The sequence below is a fragment of the Acidovorax sp. Q11 genome (assembly GCF_054950075.1).
Genome location: NZ_JBUDZG010000022.1, coordinates 40,484 through 54,085, shown reverse-complemented (window position 1 = coordinate 54,085; position 13,602 = coordinate 40,484). Strand labels below are relative to the sequence as shown.

Below are 13,602 nucleotides of genomic sequence, written 5' to 3'. Positions count from 1 at the left end.
ATTTCATTCAAAATTTTCGTTGCCCAGCACCAGGCGCGCCTTCACGCTCTTGCCCTTGACGCGCCCGCTATTGAGCCGCTGCACGGCCTGCGCGCCAATCGCACGGTCTACGGCCACATAGGTCGAGAAGTCGTTCACGTTGATCTTGCCCACCTGCTCGCGGGTGTAGCCCATGTCACCGGTCAGCGCACCCAGCACATCGCCAGCGCGGATCTTCTCCTTGCGGCCCCCGATGATCTGGAGGGTGACCATGGGCGGCACCAGCGGACCGCTGCCCGTGGGCACGAGGTCCGCCAGCGGGAACCAGCGCGACTCGCGGCCCTGCAGTTGCTCGATCTTGCCCACGCTGCCCATCTCGTCCAGGCTGGCCAGGTTCAGCGCCAGGCCCTCGGCATCGCCCCGGCCGGTGCGGCCGATGCGGTGGATGTGCACCTCGGAGTCGGGCGTCACGTCCACGTTGATCACGGCAGCCAGGTTGGCAATATCGAGCCCGCGCGCCGCCACGTCGGTGGCCACGAGCACCGAGCAGCTCCTGTTGGCAAACTGCACCAGCACCTGGTCGCGCTCGCGCTGCTCCAGCTCGCCAAACAGCGCCAGCGCGCTGAAACCCTGCGCCTGCAGCACGCCCACCAGGTCACGGCACTGCTGCTTGGTGTTGCAGAACGCAATGGACGAATCCGGCCGGAAGTGGTTGAGCAGCTGCGACACGGCGTGCAGGCGCTCGCTGTTCTTCACCTCGTACCAGCGTTGCTCGATCTTGCCTTCGGCATGCTGCGCCTGCACAGTGATCTGCTGCGGGTTCTTCATGAACTGCGCGCTGAGCTTGGCAATGCCTTCGGGGTAGGTGGCCGAGAACAGCAGGGTCTGGCGCTCCTTCGGGCACTGCTTGGCCACCACGACGATGTCGTCGAAGAAGCCCATGTCGAGCATGCGGTCGGCTTCGTCCAGCACCAGGGTGTTCAGCGCCTCCAGCGTCAGGTGCTGGCGCTCCAGGTGGTCCATCACGCGGCCGGGGGTGCCCACCACGATGTGCGCGCCATGCTCCAGGCTCAGCATCTGGCCGCGCAGCGGCACGCCGCCGCACAGGGTCACGACCTTGATGTTCTCTTCGGCCCGCGCCAGGCGGCGGATTTCGGTGGTCACCTGGTCGGCCAGCTCGCGCGTGGGGCACAGCACCAGGGACTGCACCGCAAAGCGGCGGGGGTTGAGGTTGGCCAGCAGCGCCAGCGCAAACGCGGCCGTCTTGCCACTGCCGGTGCTGGCCTGGGCGATCAGGTCCTTGCCGAGCAGCGCGGGCGGCAGGCTGGCGGCCTGGATGGGGGTCATGGTGGTGTAGCCCAGCTGCTGCAGGTTGGCCTGCGTGGCGGGGCTCAGGGCCAGCGTGCTGAAATCGGTGCTGGCGGGTGTTTCTTTGGAGGTCATGGCCCGATTATCCGGCCCGGGGTATCCGGGCAACTACCTTACGCCCCCGTCAGGGGTATCGGCTATAACCATCAGACACGTACCGAGTGGGACATGCCAGATTCATCCAACGCAGCCAACGCCCCGGGCCAGGGAGGCTCCAGCGACTCGCTGCTGCGCCTGATTGCCGACTCGGTGCCAGCGCTGATGGCCTATTTCGACCTGCCCGGCCTGCGCTGCCAGTTTGCCAACCAGGGCTACGCCGCCTACAACGGCCACAGCACCGAATCCATCCTGGGCCTCACCGTGCAGCAGGCCATTGGCGACAAGGCCTGGCAGGCCATCCGGCCGCATGTAGAGCGCTGCACGCAGGGCGAGCGCGTGAAATACACCCGCGAACAGACCCTGCCCAACGGAGAGACCCGGATGATCGAGGTCAACCTGATCCCGCATTTTGGCGACACGGGGCAGCAGCTGGGCTCCTTTGTGCTCATCACCGACATCACCGAGCGCTGGCGCGCCGAGCGCGAGGTGCGCCAGAGCGAAGAGCGCATGCGCAAGTTCACCGAGGCCACGGACGAAGCCATCGTGTTCCATCGCGACGGCCTCATCACCGACGGCAACGAGGCGCTGTACCGGCTCACCGGCTATGCCCTGCACGAGGTGCTGGGCCTGTCGATCTTCAGCTTCATCAGCCCCGAATGGCGCGCTACGGCACTCGAATACACCCGCAGCGGCCGGGAGGACCCCTACGAAGTCACCATCTGCCACAAGGACGGGCACGCCATTCCCGTCGAAGTGGTGGGCAAAACCATGCCGCTGCACCACGCCGACTACCGCATCGTGGTGGTGCGCGACATCACCGCACGCAAGCAGGCGCAGGAGCGCGAAGCCTTCATCGCGCTGCACGACACCCTCACGCAGCTGCCCAACCGTCACTTCCTCATGGAGCAGCTGTCGCAGGTGCTGTCGCTGGCGCGCAGGCGCCATGGCCGTGCGGCCGTGCTGTTTGTGAACCTGGACCACTTCAAGACCGTGAACGACTCGCTGGGCCACCACGCGGGCGACCAGCTGCTGCGCAACGTGGCCGAGCGCCTGCGCCAGGGCGTGCGCGATGCCGACGTGGTGGCGCGGCTGGGCGGCGACGAGTTTGTGGTGGTGCTGACCGACGTACAAAACCAGGACGACGTGGCCATGGTGGCCGACAAGCTGCTGGCCTCGATGCACGGCGTGTTCACGGTGGACCAGCTGCCGCTCACCATCTCGCCCTCCATCGGCATCAGCCTGTTCCCGGACCATGGCGGCAGCGCCGATGTGCTGCTGCGCTGCGCCGATGCGGCCATGCACCACGCCAAGGAAAGCGGGCGCGGCAACCGCCAGTTCTATGTCTCCAGCATGGACGCCAGCGCGCTGGACGTTCTGCAGCAAGAGCGCCAGCTGCGCGAGGCCATCGCCCACAACCACTTTGTTCTGCACTACCAGCCCCAGATCTGCCTGGCCGACGGCTCGCTGCAGGGCATTGAGGCGCTGGTGCGCTGGCGCCACCCCGAACGGGGACTGGTGGGCCCGGACGAATTCATCACCTTCTCGGAATCGCGCGGCCTCATCACCCCCATCGGCCGCTGGGTGATGCGCGAGGCCTGCCGCCAGCTCAAGGCCTGGCAGAACCAGGGCTTGGCCCTGGTGCCCATGGCTGTGAACTTCTCGGCCCTCGAATTCCGCCAGCGCGACGTGGCCGCTGAAATCGCCGCCGTCCTGCTCGAAACCGGCCTCGCCCCGCAGTACCTGGAGATCGAGCTGACAGAGTCCGTGCTCATGCACCAGACCGGCCAGGTGCTGGGCACCCTCAACGCCCTCAAAGCGCTGGGCGTGGGCATCTCCATCGACGATTTCGGCACGGGATATTCGTCGCTGGCCTACCTCAAGCGGTACCCCATCGACAAACTCAAGATCGACCGCTCCTTCGTGGCCGACACCCCCGGCAACTCCGACGACGTGGCCATCGTCACAGCCATCATCCAGATGGGCCGCAGCCTGCAGCTCAAAACCGTGGCCGAAGGGGTGGAGACTCAGGCACAGATCGATCTGCTGGCGGGGCTGGGGTGTGATTTGATCCAGGGGTTTGTGGTGTCCGCCCCCCTGGACGCCGAGGCCACGGAGCGCTGGTTGCGCCGGTAAACGCCCTTTTCGCCCGTTTTGTCTTCTGGCTTGTGGACAATAGGGGAATGCCCCTTATCCCCGACTTCATCGCCCCCACCCGCCACACCGACCCCGCCGACGCCCTGGCCCAGGTGCAGCGCATCTACCAGCAACAGATTGGCCACCTGCGCGAGGCCATGCAGCGTTTTGTGGCGGGCGAAACGCCCGAAGGCGCGGTGCGCGCCTTCTACCCGTTTGTGCGGGTGCACACCACCACCGTGGCACGGGCCGACACCAAGCTGGCCTATGGGTTTGTGGAAGGCCCCGGTCGTTATGAGACCACCCTGACCCGGCCCGACCTGTTTGCCAATTACTACGCCGAGCAGTTCCGCCTGCTGCGCGCCAGCCACAACGTGGAGCTGGAGGTGGGCACCAGCACGCACCCGATTCCCATCCATTTCTCGTTTGCCGAACACGACCACATCGAGGGCACGCTGACCCCGGCGCGCCGCATGCTGATGCGCGACGTGTTCGACCTGCCCGACCTGGCCGCCATGGACGACGGCATTGCCAACGGCACCTGGCAGGCCGCACCGGGCGAAGCGCAGCCCCTGTCACTGTTCACGGCGCCGCGTGTGGACTACTCGCTGCACCGCCTGCGCCACTACACGGGCACGGCGCCCGAGTGGTTCCAGAACTTCGTGCTGTTCACCAACTACCAGTTCTACATCGACGAATTCGTGCGCCTGGGCCACGCCGAGATGGCCAAGCCCGACAGCGAATACATCGCCTTCATCGAACCCGGCAACGTGGTCACGCGCCGTGTGGGCCTGAGCGCCGAGGCTGGCGACGACCTGGGCGCCGCGCCGCCCCGCCTGCCGCAGATGCCCGCCTACCACCTGGTGCGCAAGGATGCGAGCGGCATCACCATGGTCAACATCGGCGTGGGCCCGGCCAACGCCAAGACCATCACCGACCACATCGCCGTGCTGCGCCCCCATGCCTGGATGATGCTGGGCCACTGCGCGGGCCTGCGCAACAGCCAGCAGCTGGGCGACTATGTGCTGGCCCATGCCTATGTGCGCGAGGACCATGTGCTAGACGAAGACCTGCCGCTGTGGGTGCCCATCCCGGCGCTGGCCGAGATCCAGCTCGCGCTGCAGCAGGCCGTGGCCGATGTCACGCAGATCGGCGGCGCCGACCTGAAGCGCGTGATGCGCACGGGCACTGTGGCCAGCACCGACAACCGCAACTGGGAGCTGCTGCCCGACAACACGCCGCAACGCCGCTTCAGCCAGAGCCGCGCCGTGGCGCTGGACATGGAAAGCGCCACCATCGCCGCCAATGGCTTCCGCTTCCGCGTGCCCTATGGCACCCTGCTGTGCGTGAGCGACAAGCCCCTGCACGGCGAGATCAAGCTGCCCGGCATGGCCAACCACTTCTACCGCGAGCGCGTGGACCAGCACCTGCGCATCGGCATGCGCGCCATCGAGATCCTGCGCAACGGCGGCGTGGACCGCCTGCACAGCCGCAAGCTGCGCAGCTTTGCTGAAGTGGCCTTCCAGTAAAGAGAAAACGCCACGGACACCGGGCCACACCGACCCATGCCACTGGACTTCCTCACCCTGATGGCCGTCATGGCCACCAACCTGGTCATGATCTCGGCCGCCCTGCCGCTGATCATGGGCCGGGGCGTGAGCCGTGCGGCGCGCCATGTGCAGGCCAGCCTGCTGCTGCAGGCCGTGGCCTGGGCGGCCATCATTGCCTCGTCCTCGTTGTGGGACCAGGCCCTATCCACCCTGTCGATCGCCTGCAATGCGGCGGCGCAGTGGATGCTGTACCGCGCGCTGGAGGAGTGGCTGGGCCCGCGCCCGTTGTCCCGCATGCTGCTGGTGCTGGTGATTGCCGCCCCGCTGGGCTACACGCTGGGCTTTGGTCACTACGCCTGGCGTGTGGGCTGGGCCAACTTCTTGATGGCCGCCATCCTGTGCATCGTGGCACGCGCCACCCTGGCGCCCGTGGTCGAGTCCAGCCTGCGCTGGCGCAGCCTGCTGCTGGGCTGCCTGCCCACTTCTGCGGCCTTCACACTGGCGCGCGGCATGCTGGGCGCGTTTACCGACCAGTACCCCAGCTTTCGCACGCCCCACCCGGTGAACCTGGCTGCGGCCGTGGCCACCAACGTGAGCCTGGTGCTGGGCACCGTGGCCCTGCTGGTGGCCTGGCGCGCAGAGGCCGAGCAGAAACTGCACACCCTGGCCATGACCGATGGCCTCACGGGCCTACTCAACCAGCGCAGCTTCGCTCAGCAGGGCACCAGCCTGCTGGCCCACGCCGCCCGCCACCAGCTGCCCGTGACGGCCTTGATGCTGGACGTGGACCACTTCAAGCAGATCAACGACACCCGGGGCCACGAGGCGGGCGACCGCGCACTGCAGCTGTTCGCGCGGCTGCTGGGCGACACCTGCCGCAGCGGCGACCTGATCGGGCGGCTGGGCGGTGAGGAGTTTGGCGTGCTGCTGCTGCACAACAGCGCCGGCCGGCATGGCATTTGACCGGCGGCTGCGGCGGCGGCTGCATGCCGCGAGCGTGGCCGAACTGGGCTTTGCGCTGGACTACAGCGCCGGGCTGGCAACACCAGCGCCTGGTGAAACCGACCTGGCTGCGCTGATGGCGCGGGCCGACCGTGCACTGTACGAAGCCAAGGCGGCGGGCCGGGGGCGGCTGGTGGCTGCCAGCTGAACGCGCCGCGCCTCACACACAATCAAACCATGACCGCACTTTTTGAAGCCCTCCACCTGCGCAAACGCTATGGCGAGACCACGGTGGTGGATGACGTGTCGTTTGCCATTGCCCCCGGCGAATGCCTGGGCGTCATCGGCCCCAACGGCGCGGGCAAGACCACCACCATCCGCATGTGCCTGGGCCTTACGGCGCCCGATGGCGGGGCCGTGCATTTCACGCCCACCCCTGGCGCGGCACCCTTGCACATGCCACGCGATGCGCTGGCCATCAAGGCGCAGCTGGGGGTGGTCACGCAGTTCGACACGCTGGACCCGGACTTCACCTGCGCCGAGAACCTGCGCGTGTTTGGCCGCTACTTCGGGCTCAAGGGCGCGGTGATGGACGAGCGCGTGCCGCAGCTGCTGGAGTTTGGGGCGCTGTCCCACAAGGCCGATGCCAAGCCTGGAGAGCTGTCGGGCGGCATGAAGCGGCGCCTGTCGCTGGCGCGGGCCCTCGTCAACAACCCGCGCCTGCTGCTGCTGGACGAGCCCACCACAGGCCTGGACCCACAGGCCCGCCACCTGATGTGGGAGCGGCTGCAACTGCTGCTGCAGCAAGGCAAGTCGATTTTGCTGACCACCCACTTCATGGACGAGGCCGAGCGCCTGTGTTCACGCCTGCTGGTGCTGGACCATGGCAAAAAAATCGCCGAAGGCCGCCCGCGCGAGCTGATTGCCCAGCACCTGGAGCCCGATGTGGTGGAGGTGTTTGGGGTGGGCGCGGTGGCGCTCACGGAAGACGCTGCACTGCGCGCGCTCGCGGCCCGGGTGGAAGTCAGCGGCGAGACGGTGTTTTTCTACACCCAGAACGCCCAGCCGCTGCTGCAGGCGCTGGGGCAGCACGGGCACCTGCGCACCTTGCACCGGCCCGCCAACCTGGAGGATCTGTTCCTCAAGCTCACGGGCCGCCAGATCCGCGAGGATGGCTGAGCGTTGGCAGCGGCTGGCGTGCCAGCCGATACTTACTATAAAAACAATAGCTATAAGCGCTTACCCATCGCGCGCAAACGGCCATTTTTTCTTGAAATTCAGGCTTTACGGGGCCTGACCTTGCCCGCCGCAAGCTTGGCGTTGTGGCGCGCAGTGTCCACATCCTCAGCCCGCGCCAGCGCCACGCCCATGCGGCGCTTGGTGAAGCTTTCGGGTTTGCCGAACAGGCGCAGGTCGGTGCCGGGCACGCGCAGCGCTTCGTCCACGCCGTCGAACACAATGCCCTGGGCTTCCACCCCGCCATAGATCACTGCGCTGGCGCCGGGGTTGCGCAGCGTGGTGTCCACCGGCAGGCCCAAGATGGCACGGGCGTGCAGCTCGAATTCGCTCTGGTGCTGGGTGCACAAAGTGACCAGGCCAGTGTCGTGCGGGCGGGGGCTGACTTCGCTGAACCACACATCCCCACCCTTCACAAACAGCTCCACGCCAAACAAGCCAAGCCCGGAGGGCTTTCCGTCAAAGCCCACGCCCAGGTTGTCGGTCACGGCCTTGGCGATCTGGCGCGACTTTTCCAGCGCGGCGGGGTGCATGGGGTGGGGCTGCCAGCTCTCCACGTAGTCGCCGCTCACCTGCACATGGCCGATGGGGTCGCAGAAATGGGTCTCGATCTGGCCGTCCGTGCCCACCGAACGCACAGTGAGCTGGGTGATTTCATAGTCAAAGTCGATAAAGCCCTCGACGATCACGCGGCCATGGCTCACGCGGCCACCGGCCATGGCGTAGTCCCAGGCTTTTTTGACATCGTCCGGGCCGTCGATCTTGCTCTGGCCCTTGCCGGAGCTGCTCATCACCGGCTTGACGATGCAGGGGTAACCAATTCCGCCATCAATCGCAACCTGCAGCTCTTCCAGCGAGTTGCAGAACTTGTACGGGCTGGTGGGCAGGCCCAGGGTTTCTGCGGCCAGCACGCGGATGCCTTCACGGTCCATGGTCAGGCGCGCGGCGCGGGCGGTGGGGATCACGCGCACGGTGCCCGCGGCTTCCAGCTCTTCGAGCATGGGGGTGGCGATGGCTTCGATCTCGGGCACGACCAGGTGGGGCCGTTCGGCTTCGATCAGCGCCTTGAGCTGGACCGGGTCGCTCATGGTGATGGTGCGCGCGTGGTGGGCCACCTGCTGGCCGGGAGCGTTGTCGTAGCGGTCCACGGCAATGGTTTCGACGCCCAGGCGCTGCAGCGCGATCAGCACCTCCTTGCCCAGCTCGCCGGAGCCCAGCAGCATGACTTTGGTGGCGTGGGGGGACAGAGGGGTTCCGAGGGTGGTCATGGGAGGTTTTCCAGAAAAAGAAGACGCAAACGCCACGAAGGACAGGGGGCCTGCCGCAGCAATGCGGCGACTTTAATGCATGGGTGGTGGCCCGGTGGGACCGGGCCGGCCAGTGCACCCGACAGAGGCGGTGCCAAAAATTTTGCATTGGCCACATCCAATCCGCGCCCAGGTGCGTACCCCCTGTTGCAGCAGTCCGTTCCTGCGGCGGCTGCACCCTCCAACCCATTCAAGATAAGGCAACCACCATGCACACCCAGCCCCTGCACACCCGTTTGGCCCCCTGGGCCCTCGCGCTTGCCACCGCCACCTTGCTGACGGCCTGCGGCGCCATGAAGCCCGCATCCAGCACCATGTACTCGCAGGACAGCCTGCCCGACACCATCAAGGTGCCAGCGGGCCACAAGGTCGCCATGGAAACCGTGGGCGTGGGCGAGATCACCTACGAATGCCGCGACAAGGCCAACATGCCCGGCCAGACCGAATGGGTGTTCGTGGGCCCCAAGGCGGTGCTGAACGACCGCAGCGGCAAACAAGTGGGCACCTACTACGGCCCCCCGGCCACCTGGGAGTCGAACGATGGCTCCAAGCTCACCGCCACCCAGCTGGCCGTGGCACCGTCGGGCGCAGGCAACCTGCCCTACCAGCTGGTCAAGGCCAACCCGGCCATGGGCAGTGGCGCCATGGTGGGCGTGACTTACATCCAGCGCGTGGCTTTGAAGGGTGGGGTTGCGCCCGCCACGGCCTGCGCGCCCGCCAACAAGGGCGAGCGCCAGATCGTCAAGTACCAGGCCGACTACATCTTCTGGAAGGCCGCCTGAAGGCGCACGAGGAGCGGGCCGAGCCCGCTCCCGTTCAATACTGCTTGTAGGGAAGGAACTTGCCCGACAGGACGACGTTCACGCGGTCACCTTTCGGGTCGGCCTCGCGGGTGATGTCCATGCTGAAGTCGATGGCGCTCATGATGCCGTCGCCGAATTCCTCGTGGATCAGTTCCTTGATGGTCGTGCCGTAGACGCTCACGATCTCGTACCAGCGGTAGATCAGCGGGTCGGTCGGCACGGGCGTGGGCAGCGAGCCCTTGTAGGGCACGACCTGCAACCACTTCTGCTCCTCGGCCGTCAGGCCAAAGATCTTGCCCAGCACCTTGGCCTGCTCGGGCGTGGCGGTCATCTGGCCCAGGCAGAGCGCCGTGGTCCATTCCTTGGACTGGCCGACCTTCTTGGCAATGGCGTGCCACTGCAAACCTTTGGCGACCTTGGTGCTGATGATTTTCTCGGTGACATCGGTGCGGTTCATGGGGGCTTCCTCGGGGGTTGAAAAGACATCAGGGGACACCCCCAGCCCCAAGCAATGCCTGTGCCTGCCAACCCACCCCGAGGCACACAAGTGCTGGCGGCGCCGAATCCGGCATCGCACAATAGGCACATGCAGACCGCCCCCTCCTCCCCCACCCCGGCCTTGGCCGACGTGCCCCCCCAGCCTTCCGCATGGCGCCCCCCCAGCCTCTCGGCGCGCTGGTGGCCCGTGTTCATGCGCAACCTGCTGGTCTGGCGCAAGCTGGCCATCCCCAGCCTGGTGGGCAACATTGCCGAGCCGCTGATGTGGCTGGTGGCGTTTGGCTACGGCATGGGGGCCTTGGTGGGTCAGGTGAATGTGGGCGGCGCGGCGGGCGACACCAAGGTGCCCTACATCCTGTTCCTGGCCAGCGGCTCGATCTGCATGAGCGCCATGAACGCGGCCAGCTTCGAGGCGCTGTACTCGGCCTTCTCGCGCATGCATGTGCAGAAGACCTGGGACGGCATCATGAACGCGCCGGTGAGCCTCGACGACGTGGTGCTGGCCGAAATGCTGTGGGCCGCGTTCAAGGCGCTGTTCACCGTCACCGCCATCCTGGGCGTCATGCTGGCCCTCTCCATCAGCCACAGCCCCAAGCTGCTGGTGGCCTGGCCGGTGCTGCTGTTCGTGGGGGTGATGTTCTCCAGCATCGCGCTCATCTTCAATGCGCTGGCCAAGGGGTATGACTTTTTCACCTACTACTTCACGCTGGTGCTCACGCCCATGATGTTTCTCTCGGGTGTGTTCTTCCCGCGCGAGCAGTTGCCCCCCATCGTGCGCACCATCTCCGACTGGCTGCCGCTGACCAACGCGGTCGAGCTGGTGCGCCCGCTGTTCATGGACCAGTGGCCCGCCCACCCGTGGCGCCACGGGCTGGTGCTGGTGGTGACCACCGTGGTGGCCTTCTGGGTGGCTCTGGCCCTGACCCGCAAGCGCTTCAAGGCATGACCGTGCTGCTCGGCCCCAGCCATATCGCCATGGTGGCCAAGGGCGTGTCGGCCATCGTGGCGTCACGCGATGCGGCCCTGCGGCCGAGCATCATGCGGGCCGTGGGCAGTCACATCAGCGGCGATGGGCAGGAGGTCACGGTGTACCTGCGGCGCAGCCAGTCTGAACAATTGCTGCAGGACATTGCGCACACCGGCGAGATTGCCGTGGTGTTCAGCGTGCCGTCCACCCACCAGACGCTGCAGCTCAAGGCCCGCCGGGCCAAGCAGCGCCCGGCCACTGACGGCGACCTGCCGGTGTTGCAGGCCTACCTGCAGTCCATGATGCAGGAGGTGGGCCAGGTCGGCTACGGGCCGCAGTATGTGGGCGCCATGCTGGCAGCGCCGCTGCAGGATGTGGTGGCCGTGAGCTTCACGCCCACCAGTGCTTTCGACCAGACACCGGGTCCGCGCGCAGGCGCGGAGTTGTGTGCGCCGCCCGCACCACCCACACCACCCGTACCGCAGCCATGAGCTCCGCAGCGCCCTCCCTGCACAGCATCCGCCCCTGCCTGGAGGGGGCGATTCCCGCCATCATGGCGACCTGCGACCCTGACGGCACACCCAACGTGGCCTACATCTCGCAGGTGGTCTATGTGGATGCGGCACATGTGGCGCTGTCGTTCCAGTTCTTCAACAAGACCCGCCAGAACATCCTGCGCAACCCGCGCGCGTCGGTGCTGGTGCTGGACCCGCTCACCGCGCACTTCTACCGCCTGCACCTGCTGTACGAACGCACCGAGGACAGTGGTCCGGTGTTCGAGAGCATGCGCGCGCAGCTGGCGGGCATTGCGTCGCACGCGGGCATGGCCGAGGTGTTTGAACTCAAAGGGGCCGACATCTACGCTGTGGAGCGCATCGAATCGGTGGCGGGCGAAGGCCTGCCGGCACCGGCGCCACGTTCTGGCTTGCTGCACACGCTGCGCCTGTGCAGCGAGAGCATCGCGCGCTGCTCGGGGCTGGACGAATTGCTGCAAGGCGCGCTGCAGGGCCTGCAGGACAAGCTGGGCATCCAGCACGCCATGGTGCTGATGCTGGATGCCAGCGCCCAGCAGCTCTACACGGTGGCCAGCTGCGGCTATGCCACATCGGGCGTGGGTTCAGAAATCCGGCTGGGGCAGGGAGTGATCGGCATGGCTGCGCGCGAGCGCACGCCGGTGCGCATCAGCCACATGACGCACGCCGGTGCGCATCAGCCACATGACGCACGCTGCCCTGTACAGCCATGCCATCCGCGAAAGCATGGACGCGCATGCCACACCCGATGCGCCCCCGTTGCGCGGCCTGGACATCCCCTACCCCGGCCTGCCCGAGCCGCACAGCCAGGTGGCGGTGCCATTGCTGTCGGCCGGACGCCTGCTGGGCGTACTGTTTGCCGAGAGCCCCGAGGACATGCGCTTTGGCTTTGAGGACGAAGACCTGCTGGTGGCGATTGCGGGCCAGCTGGCCGCCGCCATCGACCTGCTGCAGGCCGCGCCCGATGCGCCCGAGCCACTGCCTACTCCTACGACGGCACCGCCGGTGAGCGGCAGCGCGCTGCGGGTGCGCCACTTCGCGGCCAACGACAGCGTGTTCATCAACGACGACTATTTGATCAAGGGCGTGGCGGGCGCCATTGTCTGGAAGCTGCTGCGCGACCACCAGCACACCGGGCGCGTGGACTTCACCAACCGCGAACTGCGGCTGGACCCCGCCCTGCGCCTGCCCGATGTGGCCGACAACCTGGAGGCCCGCCTGCTGTTGCTGCAGCGCCGCCTGCAGGAGAACTGCCCGCACATCCACATCAAAAAAACAGGGCGCGGGCGCTTTCGGCTGTGCGTACTGCGCCCCGTGGTGCTGGAAGACGCTTGACGCCTTCACGCCACTGATTTCTCAAAGTCAGTGCACCAGACCCGGCACCACCGGCAGGCCCAGGCTGCGCATCAGCTTGGTCCACTCAGGCTGCGTGAGGTGCGGCTGCACTTGCGCCAGCACCGCTGCCAGCACAGGGGCAGGCGCATGTTGTTTCATGTCCGACAGCATGGCCGTGCGCTCGGCGGGTGACATGTAGGGCACCATCCAGCGGGCCACCACCATCATTTCGTGTGGCGGGATCGAGGCCACCAGCGCATCGTGCACGCCCGCCAGTTCTGCGTCGGTGTAGCACTGCCAGAGCACGCGGTTGTGCGCAGTCTCTTCCTCGTGCATGTGCTCAAAGTTGTGCGCCACAAACAGCGCCAGCTGGCGGTACAGGGCCTGGGTGGCTGCTGGGCGTGCGGGCTTGGCACAGGCCATCAGGTGGTTTACACCGTCCGCCAAAGCGACGATGGCCTGTTCGTGCTCCACATGTTCACCGGCAATGCTCTGGCTGGATCCGGGCTGGCGCGCCTCCATGGCGGCGTGCACGAACTGGTTCTCATGGTGCAGGTGCGCGCGGCACAGGTTCAGCAGCTGCATCACGCGGTCGCAGGTGTGGGAAAACTCCAGGTCGTCGTCCACATCCATGCGGCCCAGGCCCAGCAGCGTGTCGGCCATGAAAGCGCGCAGCGCCTTGTGGATGCTGGCATACATGTCCATGCGGGGGGCGGCGGGCTGGGCTTGGGTCAGTGCAGCAATTTCGCGGGAATCAATCTTCATGAGCTTCTTTCATGGCCTCGTGGGGCCTCTCAACACCCTGCTTTGGGGGTGCCGGGCCGGGTGCACCATGCACCCGCTTCCATGAAA

At 66.6% G+C, this 13,602-nt stretch carries 13 protein-coding genes and 1 pseudogene; 10 read left to right on the top strand and 4 right to left on the bottom strand.

Annotation, left to right across the window (positions count from 1 at the left end; translation table 11 throughout):
* Positions 1-3: 3 nt before the first annotated feature.
* Positions 4-1,422, bottom strand: a complete 1,419-nt coding sequence (dbpA, locus tag ACYZGB_RS16610; RefSeq protein ID WP_462389861.1) for an ATP-dependent RNA helicase DbpA — start codon at positions 1,420-1,422, stop codon at positions 4-6.
* Between the two features lie 93 nt (positions 1,423-1,515).
* On the opposite strand from dbpA, the gene ACYZGB_RS16605 reads away from it, so the two are divergent.
* Genes ACYZGB_RS16605 through ACYZGB_RS16585 form a run of 5 tightly spaced genes read left to right on the top strand, consistent with a single transcriptional unit; the run spans position 1,516 to position 7,250 of the window.
* The gene (locus ACYZGB_RS16605) at positions 1,516-3,579 is read left to right on the top strand and encodes a putative bifunctional diguanylate cyclase/phosphodiesterase (RefSeq protein ID WP_462389859.1); all 2,064 of its coding nucleotides are present in this window, start codon (positions 1,516-1,518) and stop codon (positions 3,577-3,579) included.
* 47 nt (positions 3,580-3,626) lie between these two features.
* Positions 3,627-5,108 (top strand): AMP nucleosidase, encoded by a 1,482-nt coding sequence (locus ACYZGB_RS16600; protein WP_462389858.1) that lies wholly within the window; start codon positions 3,627-3,629, stop codon positions 5,106-5,108.
* Positions 5,109-5,144: 36 nt separating this feature from the next.
* On the top strand, positions 5,145-6,092 hold the full coding sequence (locus ACYZGB_RS16595; protein ID WP_462389856.1) for a GGDEF domain-containing protein: 948 nt from the start codon (positions 5,145-5,147) through the stop codon (positions 6,090-6,092).
* The gene (locus ACYZGB_RS16590) at positions 6,082-6,279 is read left to right on the top strand and encodes a diguanylate cyclase domain-containing protein (RefSeq protein WP_462389855.1); all 198 of its coding nucleotides are present in this window, start codon (positions 6,082-6,084) and stop codon (positions 6,277-6,279) included. Before ACYZGB_RS16595 ends, ACYZGB_RS16590 begins: the two co-directional genes overlap by 11 nt.
* A 29-nt stretch (positions 6,280-6,308) precedes the next feature.
* On the top strand, positions 6,309-7,250 hold the full coding sequence (locus tag ACYZGB_RS16585; RefSeq protein WP_462389854.1) for an ATP-binding cassette domain-containing protein: 942 nt from the start codon (positions 6,309-6,311) through the stop codon (positions 7,248-7,250).
* Between the two features lie 98 nt (positions 7,251-7,348).
* Here ACYZGB_RS16585 and purT read toward each other — a convergent pair whose 3' ends face one another.
* Positions 7,349-8,575, bottom strand: a complete 1,227-nt coding sequence (gene purT / locus ACYZGB_RS16580) for a formate-dependent phosphoribosylglycinamide formyltransferase (protein ID WP_462389852.1) — start codon at positions 8,573-8,575, stop codon at positions 7,349-7,351.
* Between the two features lie 248 nt (positions 8,576-8,823).
* Here purT and ACYZGB_RS16575 point away from each other — a divergent pair, with 248 nt between their 5' ends.
* On the top strand, positions 8,824-9,396 hold the full coding sequence (locus ACYZGB_RS16575; protein WP_462389851.1) for a DUF3455 domain-containing protein: 573 nt from the start codon (positions 8,824-8,826) through the stop codon (positions 9,394-9,396).
* A gap of 34 nt (positions 9,397-9,430) precedes the next feature.
* Here the strand turns inward: ACYZGB_RS16575 and cynS are convergent, their stop codons facing one another.
* On the bottom strand, positions 9,431-9,874 hold the full coding sequence (gene cynS, locus ACYZGB_RS16570) for a cyanase (protein WP_462389850.1): 444 nt from the start codon (positions 9,872-9,874) through the stop codon (positions 9,431-9,433).
* A gap of 129 nt (positions 9,875-10,003) precedes the next feature.
* On the opposite strand from cynS, the gene ACYZGB_RS16565 reads away from it, so the two are divergent.
* From ACYZGB_RS16565 to ACYZGB_RS16550, 4 genes and pseudogenes are all read left to right on the top strand, one after another.
* Positions 10,004-10,861, top strand: coding sequence for an ABC transporter permease (locus ACYZGB_RS16565; RefSeq protein ID WP_462389849.1), 858 nt, complete (start codon positions 10,004-10,006; stop codon positions 10,859-10,861).
* Complete coding sequence (locus ACYZGB_RS16560) at positions 10,858-11,373, top strand: hypothetical protein (RefSeq protein WP_462389848.1); 516 nt, start codon at positions 10,858-10,860, stop codon at positions 11,371-11,373. The genes ACYZGB_RS16565 and ACYZGB_RS16560 overlap by 4 nt, the downstream gene beginning before the upstream one ends.
* Positions 11,370-12,050, top strand: a pseudogene (locus ACYZGB_RS16555) (pyridoxamine 5'-phosphate oxidase family protein); the annotation flags it as partial. The gene ACYZGB_RS16560 and the pseudogene ACYZGB_RS16555, both read left to right, overlap by 4 nt.
* A gap of 49 nt (positions 12,051-12,099) precedes the next feature.
* Positions 12,100-12,750 carry a GAF domain-containing protein gene (locus ACYZGB_RS16550; protein WP_462389846.1) on the top strand — a complete coding sequence of 217 codons (651 nt, stop codon included), beginning with the start codon at positions 12,100-12,102 and terminating at the stop codon, positions 12,748-12,750.
* A gap of 27 nt (positions 12,751-12,777) precedes the next feature.
* Here the strand turns inward: ACYZGB_RS16550 and ACYZGB_RS16545 are convergent, their stop codons facing one another.
* Positions 12,778-13,515, bottom strand: coding sequence for a hemerythrin domain-containing protein (locus ACYZGB_RS16545; RefSeq protein ID WP_462389844.1), 738 nt, complete (start codon positions 13,513-13,515; stop codon positions 12,778-12,780).
* Positions 13,516-13,602 lie beyond the last annotated feature (87 nt).